This window comes from Pseudooceanicola marinus (assembly GCF_020177265.1).
Lineage (GTDB): Bacteria > Pseudomonadota > Alphaproteobacteria > Rhodobacterales > Rhodobacteraceae > Pseudooceanicola > Pseudooceanicola marinus_A.
Genome location: NZ_JAIVMC010000001.1, coordinates 326382 through 340674 on the forward strand (window position 1 = coordinate 326382; position 14293 = coordinate 340674).

The window sequence follows — 14293 nt, forward strand, 5'->3', positions numbered from 1 at the left end:
GTTGCGTGAGGAAAGGTAATAAGATGTTGGAAATCAAGAACCTGCATGTGAAGCTTGAAGAAGAGGATAAGCAGATCCTCAAGGGCGTGGACCTGACGGTCGAGGCCGGCAAGGTGCATGCGATCATGGGCCCGAACGGGTCGGGCAAATCCACCCTGTCCTACGTGCTGTCCGGCCGTGGCGGCTACGAGGTGACCGAGGGCGAGGCCTCCCTGCTGGGCGAGGACCTGCTGGACATGGATCCCGAGGAACGCGCCGCCGCCGGTGTCTTCCTGGCCTTCCAGTACCCGGTGGAGATCCCCGGCGTCGGTAACATGACCTTCCTGCGGACGGCCGTGAACGCACAGCGCAAGGCCCGTGGCGAAGAGGAGATCAGCGCCGCCGACTTCCTGAAGCTGGTGCGCGAAAAGGCCAAGACCCTGAAGATCGACGCCGAAATGCTGAAGCGCCCGGTGAACGTCGGCTTCTCCGGTGGTGAGAAAAAGCGTAACGAGATCCTGCAGATGGCCATGCTGGAGCCCAAGCTCTGCATCCTCGACGAGACCGACAGCGGTCTGGACGTCGACGCGATGAAGCTGGTGTCGGACGGTGTGAACGCCCTGCGTGACGAGGGCCGTGGCTTCCTCGTGATCACCCACTACCAGCGCCTGCTGGACCACATCAAACCCGACGTGGTGCATATCATGGCCGATGGCCGCATCATCAAGACCGGCGGTCCCGAGCTGGCCCTGGAGGTCGAGCAGAACGGCTATGCCGACCTGCTGGCGGAGGTGCAGTAATGACGGCGATCCTGTCGGAAACCATCAAGACGAAGCCCTCGGCGCGCCGCGATGAAGAGACCGCCGCGCGCCTGGCGGTGATGTCCGCCGGTGCCACCGAAGGCTGGAGCGTCGCCAACCGCGAGGCGGCGCTGGAGCGGGTGAAATCCATGGGCCTGCCGCAGCCGCGCGACGAATACTGGCGCTGGACCCGCCCCGCGAGCCTGATCGCGCCCGAAGCCCCCACGGCCGCGGTCTTCGATCCGGCGGAAACGCCGATCTTCGATGCGGTGGACCGGGTGAAGGTCGTCTTCATCGACGGTGTCTTCTCCGCCGAGGAAAGTGATCCGCTGGAACTGACCGGTGTCTCGATCGAGCGCCTGGCGGACTCGACCAGCGACATCCACTGGGCGTCCGAGCTGTACGGCAAGCTGGAGGCCCGCGGGCAGAGCCCGGTGGAACGTCCGCTGGCCGCTCTGAACACCTGGGCCGCCACCGACGGCCTGCTGATCCGCGTGACGGGCAAGGCCGAGAAGCCGGTCAGCCTGATCTACAAGCACGCCTCCGAGACCTCGGACGCGACGCTGCACCACGTGATCAAGCTGGAAGAGGGCGCCGAACTGACCCTGCTGGAGAACGGCCCCGCCGCCGCGCGCTTCAACAAGGTGATGGAAGTGGACGTGGCCGACGAAGCGCGCTTCCACCATGTCCGGGCCCAGGGGCGCGACCACGAACGCCGCGCCGCCACCCACATCTTCGCCCGTCTGGGCCGGGAAAGCCTGTTCAAGAGCTTCACCCTGACCGCCAACGGCGTGATGACCCGCAACGAGGCGGTGATCGAACTGCTGGGCGATGACGCCATGGCCCACGTGGCCGGCGCCTGCATGGGCGACGGCGATTTCCACCATGACGACACCGTCTTCGTCACCCATGACGCGCTGAACTGCGAAAGTCGCCAGGTGTTCAAGAAGGTGCTGAAGAACGGCGCCCAGGGCATCTTCCAGGGCAAGATCCTGGTGAAGGACGGCGCGCAGAAGACCGACGGCTACCAGATCAGCCAGTCCCTGCTGCTGGATGGTGACAGCACCTTCCTGGCCAAGCCGGAGCTGGAGATCTACGCCGACGACGTGGCCTGTTCGCACGGCTCGACCTCGGGCGCGATGGACGAGGAGGCGCTGTTCTACCTGCGCTCGCGCGGGGTGCCGATGGCGGAGGCGCAGAACCTGATGGTCATCGCCTTCATCGCCGAGGCGCTGGACGAGATCGAGGACGAAGGCCTGCGGGCCGAGTTGCTCGACCGGCTGACCGGCTGGCTGGACCGTCGTCGCGGCTGATGTCGCTGGTAGCCAATATCGCTGCCAGCTATCGCCGGCCCGGCGACGTGCTGGGCCGGATGCTGGCGGAGGGCGCGCGGGAGGACCGCGCGCTGGCGCTTTGCATGGGCGGCTGTATCGCGATGTTCGTGGCCCAGTGGCCGCGTCTGTCGCGGGAGGCCTACCTGAGTGGGGATGACCTTCAGATGCTTCTAGGCGGGTCGCTTCTGGGGGTGGTGTTCATCCTGCCGCTGGCGCTTTATCTGCTGGCCGGGCTGAGCCATCTGCTGTGCCGTCTGCTGGGCGGGCAGGGGACTGGCTTCGGCGCACGGCTGGCGCTCTTCTGGGCGCTGGTGGCGGCGACGCCGCTGATGCTGCTGCATGGTCTGGTGGCTGGCTTCATCGGGCCGGGCGCGGCGAAGAGCCTCATCGGCCTGGCCTGGATCGTGGGCTTTGGATGGATCTGGATCGCCGGGTTGCGGCGGGCCGAGTTTGGAGCCGGGACGGGCGCATGATGAAAGACTGGCTGGAGCTGATGCGGATCAGCGTGATCGACCCGCGACGCGGCGCGGCGGAACTGATGGCGACTCCCTGGCCGGAGGCCGCCACGCCCGTGCTGCTGGCGCTGGTGGCGGTTCTGAACGGCATCCTCTACACCCTGATCCTGCCGCCGGGCATGGTGTTTTCGCCGATCGCCATGGCGGTTGTCGCGGGGGGCATCATCTGGCTCAGCGCCTGGCTGCTGACGAAGGTGGGCCAGTACATGGGCGGGGGCGGCACGCTGCCGGCGCTGCTGCGCATGGTGCTGTTCCTGCAGGTGATCCGGATCTTCGCGCAGGTGGCTCTATTGGTGCTCAGCGTGCTGGTGCCGCCGATCGCGGCCATCGTCAGCCTGGTGGCCGGGGCCTGGGGCATCTTCATGATGGTCTGCTTCCTGACCGAGGCGCATGGCTTCGACAACCGGCTGAAGGCGCTTGGCACACTGGGCGTCGTCTTCGTTGCCACCATCGTGGCCGCATCGGTGCTGTTGTCCCTGGTGGGCGGCGCCGCGCTGACCGAAATGTAGGCCCTGGTGGGGCCGACCAGATAGCACCCTCGCTGGCCCTCGGGCCGGGGGGGACCCCGGACGCCCGCAGGGCCTCCGGACCGCTAACCAGAGATGACCACAGGGCCGCAGGGCAGGCCCGGAGGACCGACTATGTATGACGTGAACGAGATCCGCGCCGATTTCCCCATCCTCTCGCGAGAGGTGAACGGCAAGCCGCTGGTCTATCTCGACAACGGCGCCTCGGCGCAGAAGCCAAGGGCGGTGATCGACGCGGTGACGCGCGGCTATGCCGAGGAATATGCCAACGTCCACCGGGGGCTGCACTACCTGTCGAACCTGGCGACCGACAAGTATGAGGCCGTGCGGGGCAAGATCCAACGCTTCCTCAATGCCGCCCATGAGGACGAGATCGTCTTCAACACGGGCACCACCGAAGGCATCAACCTTGTCTCCTACGGCTGGGCCGCGCCGCGCCTTCAGGCGGGCGACGAGATCGTGCTGTCGGTGATGGAACACCATGCCAATGTCGTGCCCTGGCATTTCCTGCGCGAACGCCAGGGTGTCGTGCTGAAGTGGGTAGAGCCAGAGGCCGACGGGTCCCTGGACCCGCAGAAGGTCATCGACGCCATGGGCCCGAAGACCAAGCTGGTGGCCCTGACCCATATGTCCAACGTGCTGGGCACCGTGGTCGACGTGGCCGCGATCTGCGCCGCCGCGCGGGCGCGCGGCATCGCCACGCTGATCGACGGCAGCCAGTCCGCCGTGCACATGCCCGTCGACGTTCAGGCCATCGGCTGCGATTTCTTCGCCATCACGGGGCACAAGCTCTATGGCCCCTCTGCCTCCGGCGCGATCTACATCCGCAAGGAGCGCCAGGCGGAGATGCGTCCCTTCATGGGTGGCGGCGACATGATCAAGGAAGTGACCCGCGACGGCGTCTGCTATGCCGACGGCCCGATGAAGTTCGAGGCGGGCACGCCGGGCATCGTCCAGACGATCGGTCTGGGCGTGGCGCTGGACTACATGATGGACGTCGGCATGGAGGCGATCGCCGCCCATGAGGCCGACCTGGCCGCCTATGCCAGCGAACGCCTGCACGGGCTGAACTGGCTGAACGTGCAGGGGCAGGCGCCGGGCAAAGGGGCAATCTTCTCCTTCACACTGGACGGCGCGGCCCATGCACATGACATCTCCACCATCCTCGACAAGAAGGGGGTGGCCGTCCGCGCAGGCCACCACTGTGCCGGGCCGCTGATGGAGCATCTGGGCGTGACCGCCACCTGCCGTGCGAGCTTTGCCATGTACAACACCCGCGACGAGGTGGATGTGCTGATCGAGGCCCTGGAGCTGGCCCACGATCTTTTCGCCTGAGGCGGTGCGCTATTCCGGCGGCGGCACTGGCTGAACGGGCAGGACTGCCTTCGGCGAGAGTATTTTCGGCCAACGTATGAGAGAGGGCGTCGGGTTTGTCGGCCCGGCGCCCCTTTTCGGTTTCGGGGTCAGCCCATGCCGGCGCCTTCTGCTGTGCCCTGCGGCGTGCCGAAATGGCGATAGACCAGGTCCGCCGGATCCGGGCGCGGTGCGGTCGCGTCCTGGACCGCCCCCAGGCGTTCAGCCAGGCGGCGGGAGCGGTGGTTCCCGGCATCCACATAGCTGACCAGCGTCGGCAGGCGCCGCGTCTCGCGGGCCCAGTCCCGCAGGGCGGAGGCAGCCTCGAACGCCAGCCCGCGCCCCTCGGCCGCGGGGTAGAGCAGCCATCCCAGCTCCCATTCCGGAAAGAGCGGCCCGCCGTTCACTGCCACCTGGCCCAGGGCCTGGCCGGTGGTGCGATCCTCGATCATCAGGGCGCCGCAGCCCAGCAGATCCCATTGCGCGTGATCGGCGCAGAACATCCCCCAGGCACGCGGCCGATCGAAGGGGCCGCCCATGAAACGCGCGCGGTCCGACATCATCAGGGCCGCGTAGGCCGGCCAGTCGGCGCGGGTCATCGCGCGCAGGCGCAGGCGTGGCGTGACCAGCTGCGGGATCTCCGGGTGGGGCATCACGTCTCTCCTGAACGGGCGGAGCACATCGGCCCCGGCTGCTAGTGCGTTCATATGACAAGATAATGACAAAAGCGCCCGGGAAACGCCGATCCTCCGACCAGTTGCATGGCTCTTGGGCGTTTACGACCCGAAATATGTCGCTTTTCGCCCTCATGGGTTTCGCTCAGCAACTGAGGCGTTAGGGTGCAGCCACTGAAACAAGACTAGGAGAGCCACATGACATTGCTGACCGAAGCCGACCAGATCTCGCAGATCGCGTTTGGGTTCATGGGCTCAAAGGCGCTGTTCGCAGCGCTGGAGCTCGATGTCTTTTCGCGTCTGGCCGATGGCGCCAAGAGTGCCGAAGAGCTGGCGGCAGAGGCCGGAGTTCACGAGGATCGCGCCATGACTCTGCTGACCGCGCTGGCGGGCATGGGACTGGTGTCGGTCGCTGACGGCAAATTCAGCAATGCCCCGGCATCGCAGGCCTTCCTGGTGAAGGGCGCGAAGTACGACTTCGGCGATTACCTGCGCCTGCAGGTCGGCAAGCAGATGTATCCGCTGCTGGACCAGATCGAACCGGCCCTGAAGGGCGAGCTGTCCGACGATGACACCGGCTCCTACGCCGACTGGTTCTCGGATCCGGAAGAGGCACGCCTCTACTCCGAAAGCCAGCACGCCGGCTCCCTCGGCCCGGCGCGGGCGCTGGCCAAGTCGCTGGATCTCGGCGGCAAGACCAAGATGCTGGACGTGGGCGGCGGCACCGCGGCCTTCGACATCGTGCTGTGCGGCAAGAACCCCGAGCTGACCGCCACGGTGCTGGAGTTTCCCAACGTCGCCAAGCTGGGGCGTGAATACGTCGAGAAGGCGGGCCTGACGGACCGGATCACCTACCTCGACGGCAACGCTCTTGAGACCGAGTTCCCGGGCGATCAGGACATCGTGCTGATGTCCTACCTGTTCTCCGGCGTGCCGGGCGATACCCATGACGATCTGATCGCGCGGGCCAAGGCGGCGCTGAAACCCGGTGGCATCCTGCTGATCCACGACTTCATCGTCGAGGCGGATCGCACCGGCCCGGCGCTGGCCGCGCTCTGGCAGCTGCAGCACACCGCCTTCACCCCCGAGGCGCGCTCGCTCGACGCGGGCTGGCTCTCTGACACCCTGTCGGGGGCCGGGTTCAAGGACGTCGGCGTGCGCACGATGATTCCCGAAATGACCATGCTGGCCACCGGCACCAAGGCCTGATCCTTTCCGTGGCCCGCCGACAGGTGTCTGGCGGGCCACGGTTTTCGCTCTCCTCCCGTCTCGCGCCCCTTGCTGGACGGGGCAGGGTGGGGCTGACGCGAAAAGTTGCCCTCGCGCCTTCAGCCCCCATTGCGACCCGCGCGCCAAGCCGCTATAGGTCCGCGACAGGCACCCGTAGCTCAGCTGGATAGAGCGCTGCCCTCCGAAGGCAGAGGCCATAGGTTCGAATCCTATCGGGTGCGCCAATTTCCAATAGTTTAATTTCGTTCAGTATCTTGCGGGCCGCTTGGGCTGGCTTACCCATCTGGGTTGCCAAGATCACCGCTCTTGTTCGCGCGATCTAGGTCAGGCTGTCATGACCTTTCCTGGCGTCGATTTCGATCGCGGTGCATCTGTGCGCACCAGGCACGCAGACTTTGATGAATCTGGATGGGTGCTTCGCGAAAGAGCGGGACTTGGTGCTCTGAAGGGGGCTGTTCTGGCAATCACATGCGCACCAGAGTGCGGACGCCTTCTCACGTCACGATTGCATATCTCGCTGCCCTGGGTCAGTTTGTTGCAAATAGCGAATGGGTGGCAAGACAGGTGAATATCAAGGGGTTGCGTCTCTTCCGGCTGGTCGTCGCCACCGGATCGCTGGCAGAAGCGGCGGAGAAGGTGAACCTGTCGTCTTCCGCCGCCAGCCGCCTGCTGTCGCAGTTGGAGGAACAGGTGGCGCTCACGCTTTTCTCCCGCTCGCGGCGCAACCTGTCGCTGACAGAGGAGGGGGCGCTGTTCTATCAGCAGATTTCCAACACGCTGGACGGGATCGACGAGATCCCGTTGATTGCCCGCGACTTGCGCGACCGTAGCCGCAACTGGCTGTCGGTGGTCACCGCCGCGCCGCTGGCCAACGGGCTGGTGGTGCCCACCATCGCCGAGATCCGCAAGCTGAACCCCGACATCCGCTGTACCCTGCACGTCGAAACCCGCTTCGAGATCGAAAGCAAGGTGGCCGCGCGGGGCTACAACATCGGCCTGATCTCCCTGCCGATGGAGAACCGGATCATCCCGGTGGATGCCATGCCGGTGCTGCGGTCGCGCCTGTCCGTGCTGATGCCAGCGGATCACCCGCTCGCCGTCCAGCGGGAGGTCGGTCTGAAAGCCCTGTCGGAGCAGCCGCTGGTGACGCTGGCGGTGGGACAGCGTTGGCGCGACCGGCTGGACGAGGCCATGGGCGAGGCGGGTCTGCGCCCGCGCGTCGCCTTCGAGACCGGCTCGACCCTGGTGACGGTGGAAATGGTGCGCCACGGGCTGGGCCTGACCCTGATCGATCAGCTGACCCTGCCGGCCTCGGCCCGTGACGGCCTCGTCCTTCGCCCGCTGGAGGGCGATCACTGGATCACCTATGCCAGCCTGCACGCCAAGGGCCCCCGGGCCGAGCTGTGCGAGGTCTTCCTGGATGCGCTCAGCGCCCATGTGGAGGCCCGCCGCGCCGAGGATCCCCAGTTCGGCGAGATGGTCTACCTGATCTGAGCGCGCAGCCTTGCGGCATGGTCCCGGGCCAGCCCCGCCGCCTCCAGAGCGATGCGGCGGCTGTCACCGCAATAGCCCGCCGGGTCCAGCGCGGCGGTGACCTCCTCCGCCGAGAGCAGCGCGGCGATCTCGGCATCGGCCAGCAGGGTCTCGGCCAAACTGCCACCCGCGGCAGAGTTTTCAAGCGCATGGTGGATCAGGTCATGGGCACGGGCGCGGCCCGTCCGGGGGGCCAGCAGCATCATCAGGTTCTCGGTGGCGATGGCCCCGCCGGTCAGCGCCGCGTTCTGCGCCATGCGCGGTGCGTTGACGGCGATCCGGCCCATGAGCGCCTCGAACCGTTCTGACATCTCCCAGGCCAGCGGAATGGCACGATCCATGATCGAGCTTAGCAGGTGGTTCGTGGCGCTGTCGCCTTCGTGGCTGGAGCGTCCGGTTTCCATCGCAGGCGCCGCCAGGCCGCGCAGCTCGGCCGCGTCGGCCAGCACCCGGACCACGTATTTCGGGTTCACCTTGTGCGGCATGGTCGAGGAACCGACGGTGCCCGCATCCAGCGTCTCGGAAATCTCGCCGATTTCTTCGGTCATCAGCAGGTAGAGCTCGGAGGCGATGCGTTCCAGGGTCATGGCCAGCAGCGAGAGCTGCACGATGTAGTCGGCGAAGATGTCGTTGATCGTGCGCCCCGGCACCAAGAGCGGCTCCAGCCCGAAACGGGCGGCGAGGCGGGTGTTCAGCTCTTTCCCCGCAGGCCCGAAGGCGTGCATGGCACCGACCGCGCCACCGAAGGGCAGGACGAACTGCCGCCGCCCGCCACTGTCCAGACGGTCGAGGGCGCGGGTCAGCTCCTCGATCCAGCCGGCGACCTTGAAGCCGAAGGTGATGGGCAGCGCATGCATCCGGTTGGTGCGCCCCGCCATCAGCGTTTCGGCATGGGTTTCGGCCATCTGGCCCAACTGGCCAAGTGCCCCCGCCAGCGCCCGACGGATCGCCTGGTCGGCCTCGCGGATCAGCAGGATCCGGCCCGTCTGCATCACGTTCTGGGTGGTCGCGCCCCAGTGGACGTAGGCGCCGGCTTCGCCCGCGGCCTGGGCCAGCAGACGGGTCAGCGACAGGATCGGCGCATGGGTTACGGCGATATCGGCCTCCAGCGCCGCGATCCCGATCCGGTCCAGCCGCGCGGCCGCGCGGATGCCCTCGGCCGCCGGGGCCGGGATGACGCCCATGTCCGCCTGGACCTCGGCCAGGGCCGCCTCGACGTCCAGCCAGGATTGCCACAGGGTTTCCCGGGCAAAGAGGGTCCGCGGGGTCAGTTCGGGGGTGTTCAGCTTCATCGGGCCACCTGCCTGTCTTCAGCGGTTTCACCGAACCGCGGCGCCGCGGCCAGAAGCCGGGCGGTGTAGTCGTTGGAGGGGTTGGACAGGACGGCCTCGGCGCTGCCTTCCTCGACGATCCGGCCCCGGTACATGACCGCGATCCGGTCGGCCACCTCGTGCACCACGGCCATGTCATGGGTCACCAGCAGGCAGGTCAGCCCCATGTCGCGGCGCAGCTCGTCCAGCAGATCCAGGATCTGCGCCTGCACCGAGACATCAAGCGCCGAGGTCGGCTCATCGCAGATCAGCGCCTGGGGGCGGGTCACCAGGGCGCGGGCGATGGCCACCCGCTGACGCTGGCCGCCGGACAGCTGCGAGGGGTAGGCGTGCAGCAGCCGTGCAGGCAGGCGGACGCGTTCCATCGCCTCTTCCACGGCGGCCAGGCGCGAGGCCCGGTCGCCCTCGTCGCGCAGCACCAGCGGGCGGGCGATGATCTCGGCCAGGCGGCGGCGCGGGTTGAGCGAGGTATAGGGATCCTGGAAGACCGGCTGCACGAAGGCGGCGCGGTCCGTCGGCGCCAGATCGGCCACGGGGCGGTCCAGCATCCGCACCTCGCCCGCGTCGGGCTGGTCGAGGCCCAGCAGGATGCGCGCCAGGGTCGACTTGCCAGAGCCGCTTTCCCCAATCAGTGCCAGGGTTTCCCCGCGTTTCACCGACAGGCTGACGCCGTCGAGGGCCAGCGTCTCGCGTTTCGGGCCGAACAGCCCCTTGCGGGAGGTGAAGCGCCGTGTGACGTCGCGGGCGGCGATGACCTCGTCCGTCGCGGCGCTGTCGCCCGCGTGGCGGGGCGGGCCATCCAGGCGCGGGATCGCGGCCAGCAGGGCCTTGGTGTAATCGTGCCGGGGCTCGAACAGCACGTCTTGCGCGCTGCCCTGTTCGACCAGTTCGCCCATGTACATGACCGCCACGCGGTCGGTGCGCTGTGCCACCACGGCCAGATCGTGCGAGATCAGGATCAGGCCCATCTGGCGTTCCCGCCGCAGGTCGTCCAGCAGGTCGAGGATCTGCGCCTGCACGGTCACGTCCAGCGCCGTGGTCGGCTCATCCGCAATCAGAAGGTCCGGGTCCAGCATCAGCGTCATGGCGATCATCACCCTCTGGCGCTGGCCGCCGGACAGCTGGTGCGGGTACTGCGCCATGCGGTCCTGCGGATCGGGGATGCCGACACGGTCCAGCAGCGCCACGGCCTTCTGCCGGGCCTCGGGGACCGATAGCAGACCACGGGCCACCGCCGCCTCGGTCATCTGGCGGCCGATGGTGTAGACCGGGTTGAGCGAGGTCATCGGCTCCTGAAAGATCATGCCGATCTTCGGACCGGGGATCGCTGCGGTGAAGGCGGGGCCATCGAGTGCGGGCAGGTCCTGCCCGTCGAAGGCCATGCGGGCGGCGGTGCAACTGGCGCTGCGGGGCAGCAGCCGCATCAGCGCCAGTGCCGTCATGGATTTGCCCGAGCCGCTTTCGCCCACGATGCCCAGGGCTTCGCCCTTGGCGAGGCTTAGCGATACGTCGCGGACCACATGCAGCGGCCCATTGGGCAGCGACAGGGTGATGTCGAGGTTCTGGATATCGAGAAGCGTCATTCGTTGCGGCCCTCCGGCGAGGTGATGTCGCGCAGTCCGTCGCCCATCAGGTTGGCGCCGATGACCAGCAGGAAGAGGCAGATACCGGGCAGGATCACCAGCCAGGGGCGATAGAACATGGCCTGTTTGCCCTCGGCGATCATCAGTCCCCAGCTGGGGGTCGGGGGTTGGATACCCACGCCGAGGAAGGACAGCGAGCTTTCGGCCAGGATCGCGATGCCCAGCTCGAAGGTGAAGATCACGATGATCTGGCTCAGCAGGTTGGGCAGGATCTCGTGCCAGATGATCTGGCGAGAGGTCGCGCCCGAGGCCGCGGCGGCGGCGACGAAATCCTGGCTTCGGATGCGCTGTGTCGCGGCGCGGGTGACCACCAGGTAATAGGTCCAGTGCAGCACGCCGACGATGCCGATCACGACCCAGATCGAGGGGCCGATGATGAAGACCAGCGCCATGGCCAGCAGGAGGCCCGGGAGGGCTAGTTGGGCGGTCAGAAGGAAGCTGATGCCATGGTCGATCCAGCCGCCGAAATAGCCCGCCAGCACGCCCAGGGTCACGCCGATCAGCATGCCCACGGTGGCGGCGCCCAGCCCGATGGTGATCGACACGCGGGTGCCGTAGATCAGCCGGCTGAGGTAGTCGCGACCGTTCTGATCGGTGCCGAGGATGTAATCCCAGTTGCCGCCCTCGGACCAGACGGGGGGCAGCATCCGGGCCGACAGGGTCTGCGTAAAGGGATCATGGGGCGCCAGCAGCGGCGCGAAGATGGCGATCAGGACGATCAGCAGCATCAGCCCGGCGCCAAGCAGGAAGCCGCGATGGCCGAACATGCGCTGGCGGAACATTTCGGCAGGGGTCATGCGGCGTTCGGCGGTGACGGGGGGCAGGGTGGTGTCGGTGGTGCTCATCCGATCCGGATCCTCGGGTCCAGGGCCGCGTTCAGGATATCGGCCAGAAGGTTCATGGCGACAAAGACGATGGCGAAGACGAAGATCAGCATCTGCACGGTCGGAATGTCCGCCCCCAGAATGCTTTCCAGCGCCAGCCGTCCCAGGCCGTTGATGGCAAAGATGCTTTCGGTGATGACGGAGCCGCCGAACTTTTGTCCCAGCTGGACCGCCAGCACCGAGATGACCGGCAGGATGGCGTTGCGCAGCGCATGGCGGCGCAGCAGTTGCCAGCCGCGAAAGCCCTTGGAGCGTGCGGTGCGGATATAGTCGGCACCCATCACCTCGATCAGCCCGGTACGCGTCAGTCGCATGACCGCCGGCACGGAGGAGGCGCCCAGAACGAAGGCCGGCAGGACGAAGTGGCGCCAGCTGTCATCGCCGGAGACCGGAAAGATCGGGACCATTACCGCGAAGAGGATGATCATGATCAGCCCCAGCCAGAAATTCGGCACCGCCTGTGCGGAGACCGCGACGCCAAGCGCCAGGCGGTCGATCCAGGAATTCGGGTTCAGGGCGGCCAGTGCACCTAGGGGAATGGCAATCAGGATGGTCACGGCCAGGGCCGAGAAGGCCAGGGTGATCGTCTCGTCCGCGCGGTCGGCGACGAGGGAGGCGACGGGTTTGTGCCAGTAGTAGCTTTCACCGAAATCGCCCTGGACAACGCCGCCGAGCCAGTCGGCGTAGCGCACCGCCAGCGGCCGGTCGAGGCCATAGCGGGCACGGATCGTCTCGACCACCTCGGGGGTGGCGTCTTCGCCGGCGATGGCCTGGGCCGGGTCGGCGGCGACGTTCAGCAGCAGGAAGGCGGCCAGGGAAACGGTGAAGGCCACGAGCAGGGCCAGGAGGCCGCGCAGGGCGATGTATCGCAGCATTAGGATGTCCTCGGGTCAGAGGTGGGGGCCGGGAAGGCCCCCACCGTCAGGTCATTTCCAGCTCGAATTCTGCAGCCGGGGCAGCCCGTCAGGGTCCAGCGGGAAATCAAGTTCAGGCGAGACCAGGTAGTTGGCCGAGTAGGAGAAAAGCGGCGCCCAGTAGGCCTGATCGGCGATATGCCCGAGGGCTTCGGAATAGATCGCCTTGCGCTTCTCCTGGTCGGCGGTCTGTTCCGCCGAAAGGACGAGCTCCGCCAGATCCGCGTCGCCGGACATATTGCGGTCCGATTCCGCGTCAAAGTGGATCCGGGCGATGGCTGCGGTATCCGCCGTGCCGCCGGACCCCCAGGTGCCGAAATAGGCCGGGATCTCGCGCGCGGCGCGGGCCTGGTTGAGGCTTTCCAACTTCACGTAGCGCAGGTTCACGTCGATGCCCACGGCGGTCAGGTCGGAGGCCACGGCCTCTGCCACCGGCTTGTCGCGATAGGCCCACAGCTCCAGCGGGAAACCATCGGCGAAGCCCGCCTCGTCCAGAAGGGCCTTGGCCTTCTCGGGATCGTAGTCATAGGCCGTGACGGACTGGTCACAGCCGAACTGCGCCGGGTGGCAGGCGGTGTGGATCGCCTCGGCCGAGCCGCCGATCAGGTATTTCGCCATCTCGGGGGTGTTCAGCGCGTGGTTGATCGCCTGGCGGACGCGGACATCGGTCAGCGCGCCTTCGGGATCGGTGTAGCCGTTGGCATCCAGCACCAGGAAGCCCACGCGCAGATCGGGACCGGACAGATGGGTGGCCATGGGCGTGGCGCCCAGGCTTTGCGCCAGATCCAGCGGGACCTTGAACATCCAGTCGATGCCGCCCGACATCAGCTCTGCCTGCTGGGTGCCGACATCGGGGATGTTGCGCACCACGATGGTCTCGATCGCGGGGGCCGTGCCGAAGAAGCCGTCATAGCGTTCCAGCACCAGCTCGGTGCCCGGTTCGAAGCTGCTGACCTTGTAGGGGCCGGTGCCGATCAGGTCGCTGGCCATGGCGTCGCGGTCGATCTCGGCGCCCGCGCCATAGGTGCCCTTCTTGCGGATCATGATCCGGTTGGCCATGTCGCGCAGCACCAGCGGATAGACGGATTTCAGGTGGAAACGGACCGAGGTCGGGCTGGTGACCTCTGCGGTGTCCAGCCAGCGGTCGACGACGCCGGTGGCGTTGGACTCGCTCTCGGCACTGCCGATCCAGTTGTAGCTGTAGGCCACATCGGCGGCCGTCAGCGGCGTGCCGTCATGGAAGGTCACGTCGTCACGCAGGGTCACGTCCAGCGTCGCGTCGTCGACCCAGTCGTACCCCGTGGCGATCGACGGCTTGAACTCCTGCGTTTCCGGGTCGAGATCGAACAGCGTCGCGTCGGTCAGCTGGGCCAGGATGATGTATTCGCGTTTGGTGGTGTAGTTGTAGTCGAGGTTCAGGATTTCCTCGGCCATGGCGACACGTAGGGTGTCGTCGTCAGGACCGGCAAGGGCAGGGGCGCCGACCGCGCAGACGGTCAGCACGCCCGCAGCACGCAGGGCGCGCCAGAGCTTCGTGTTCATGATGTTCCTCCCTATCAATGCAGAAAGCGTAGCA

General features: G+C 66.9%; 13 protein-coding genes and 1 tRNA gene. 8 read left to right on the forward strand and 6 right to left on the reverse strand.

What is annotated here, in order from left to right:
* Positions 1–23: 23 nt before the first annotated feature.
* From sufC to LC066_RS01595, 5 genes are all read left to right on the forward strand, one after another.
* Positions 24–779, forward strand: coding sequence for a Fe-S cluster assembly ATPase SufC (gene sufC, locus LC066_RS01575; RefSeq protein ID WP_222480335.1), 756 nt, complete (start codon positions 24–26; stop codon positions 777–779).
* Positions 779–2092 (forward strand): Fe-S cluster assembly protein SufD, encoded by a 1314-nt coding sequence (gene sufD / locus LC066_RS01580; RefSeq protein ID WP_412103221.1) that lies wholly within the window; start codon positions 779–781, stop codon positions 2090–2092. Before sufC ends, sufD begins: the two co-directional genes overlap by 1 nt.
* A complete protein-coding gene (locus LC066_RS01585) occupies positions 2092–2586 on the forward strand; it encodes a YIP1 family protein (RefSeq protein ID WP_224896253.1) in 495 nt (164 codons plus the stop codon). Before sufD ends, LC066_RS01585 begins: the two co-directional genes overlap by 1 nt.
* A complete protein-coding gene (locus LC066_RS01590; protein ID WP_224896254.1) occupies positions 2583–3137 on the forward strand; it encodes a YIP1 family protein in 555 nt (184 codons plus the stop codon). The genes LC066_RS01585 and LC066_RS01590 overlap by 4 nt, the downstream gene beginning before the upstream one ends.
* A 132-nt stretch (positions 3138–3269) precedes the next feature.
* On the forward strand, positions 3270–4490 hold the full coding sequence (locus LC066_RS01595; protein ID WP_224896255.1) for a cysteine desulfurase: 1221 nt from the start codon (positions 3270–3272) through the stop codon (positions 4488–4490).
* 128 nt (positions 4491–4618) lie between these two features.
* Here the strand turns inward: LC066_RS01595 and LC066_RS01600 are convergent, their stop codons facing one another.
* Positions 4619–5161, reverse strand: coding sequence for a GNAT family N-acetyltransferase (locus LC066_RS01600; protein WP_224896256.1), 543 nt, complete (start codon positions 5159–5161; stop codon positions 4619–4621).
* 219 nt (positions 5162–5380) lie between these two features.
* On the opposite strand from LC066_RS01600, the gene LC066_RS01605 reads away from it, so the two are divergent.
* From LC066_RS01605 to LC066_RS01615, 3 genes are all read left to right on the forward strand, one after another.
* A complete protein-coding gene (locus LC066_RS01605) occupies positions 5381–6391 on the forward strand; it encodes an acetylserotonin O-methyltransferase (protein WP_224896257.1) in 1011 nt (336 codons plus the stop codon).
* A gap of 168 nt (positions 6392–6559) precedes the next feature.
* Positions 6560–6636, forward strand: a tRNA-Arg gene (locus LC066_RS01610).
* A 328-nt stretch (positions 6637–6964) separates the two neighbouring features.
* The gene (locus LC066_RS01615) at positions 6965–7906 is read left to right on the forward strand and encodes a LysR substrate-binding domain-containing protein (protein ID WP_224896258.1); all 942 of its coding nucleotides are present in this window, start codon (positions 6965–6967) and stop codon (positions 7904–7906) included.
* Here the strand turns inward: LC066_RS01615 and LC066_RS01620 are convergent.
* Genes LC066_RS01620 through LC066_RS01640 form a run of 5 tightly spaced genes read right to left on the reverse strand, consistent with a single transcriptional unit; the run spans position 7894 to position 14259 of the window.
* Positions 7894–9237 carry a lyase family protein gene (locus tag LC066_RS01620; protein ID WP_224896259.1) on the reverse strand — a complete coding sequence of 448 codons (1344 nt, stop codon included), beginning with the start codon at positions 9235–9237 and terminating at the stop codon, positions 7894–7896. The genes LC066_RS01615 and LC066_RS01620 overlap by 13 nt on opposite strands.
* Positions 9234–10859 carry a dipeptide ABC transporter ATP-binding protein gene (locus tag LC066_RS01625; protein ID WP_224896260.1) on the reverse strand — a complete coding sequence of 542 codons (1626 nt, stop codon included), beginning with the start codon at positions 10857–10859 and terminating at the stop codon, positions 9234–9236. Before LC066_RS01625 ends, LC066_RS01620 begins: the two co-directional genes overlap by 4 nt.
* Entirely contained in the window at positions 10856–11764 is a 909-nt protein-coding gene (locus tag LC066_RS01630) for an ABC transporter permease (protein WP_224896261.1), read from the reverse strand. The genes LC066_RS01625 and LC066_RS01630 overlap by 4 nt, the downstream gene beginning before the upstream one ends.
* Complete coding sequence (locus LC066_RS01635; RefSeq protein WP_224896262.1) at positions 11761–12678, reverse strand: ABC transporter permease; 918 nt, start codon at positions 12676–12678, stop codon at positions 11761–11763. Before LC066_RS01635 ends, LC066_RS01630 begins: the two co-directional genes overlap by 4 nt.
* A 51-nt stretch (positions 12679–12729) precedes the next feature.
* Positions 12730–14259: an ABC transporter substrate-binding protein gene (locus LC066_RS01640; protein ID WP_224896263.1), complete on the reverse strand. Its 1530-nt coding sequence runs from the start codon at positions 14257–14259 to the stop codon at positions 12730–12732.
* Positions 14260–14293: the final 34 nt, after the last annotated feature.

What these genes read in the sequence shown, in the direction of transcription:
- LC066_RS01620 (WP_224896259.1), bottom strand. Translation starts at nt 9,237, where the DNA reads ATGAAGCTGAACACCCCCGAACTGACCCCGCGGACCCTCTTTGCCCGG.
- LC066_RS01640 (WP_224896263.1), bottom strand. Translation starts at nt 14,259, where the DNA reads ATGAACACGAAGCTCTGGCGCGCCCTGCGTGCTGCGGGCGTGCTGACC.
- LC066_RS01595 (WP_224896255.1), top strand. Translation starts at nt 3,270, where the DNA reads ATGTATGACGTGAACGAGATCCGCGCCGATTTCCCCATCCTCTCGCGA.
- LC066_RS01600 (WP_224896256.1), bottom strand. Translation starts at nt 5,161, where the DNA reads ATGCCCCACCCGGAGATCCCGCAGCTGGTCACGCCACGCCTGCGCCTG.
- LC066_RS01590 (WP_224896254.1), top strand. Translation starts at nt 2,583, where the DNA reads ATGATGAAAGACTGGCTGGAGCTGATGCGGATCAGCGTGATCGACCCG.
- LC066_RS01625 (WP_224896260.1), bottom strand. Translation starts at nt 10,859, where the DNA reads ATGACGCTTCTCGATATCCAGAACCTCGACATCACCCTGTCGCTGCCC.
- LC066_RS01605 (WP_224896257.1), top strand. Translation starts at nt 5,381, where the DNA reads ATGACATTGCTGACCGAAGCCGACCAGATCTCGCAGATCGCGTTTGGG.
- LC066_RS01630 (WP_224896261.1), bottom strand. Translation starts at nt 11,764, where the DNA reads ATGAGCACCACCGACACCACCCTGCCCCCCGTCACCGCCGAACGCCGC.
- sufC (WP_222480335.1), top strand. Translation starts at nt 24, where the DNA reads ATGTTGGAAATCAAGAACCTGCATGTGAAGCTTGAAGAAGAGGATAAG.
- LC066_RS01585 (WP_224896253.1), top strand. Translation starts at nt 2,092, where the DNA reads ATGTCGCTGGTAGCCAATATCGCTGCCAGCTATCGCCGGCCCGGCGAC.
- LC066_RS01635 (WP_224896262.1), bottom strand. Translation starts at nt 12,678, where the DNA reads ATGCTGCGATACATCGCCCTGCGCGGCCTCCTGGCCCTGCTCGTGGCC.
- sufD (WP_412103221.1), top strand. Translation starts at nt 779, where the DNA reads ATGACGGCGATCCTGTCGGAAACCATCAAGACGAAGCCCTCGGCGCGC.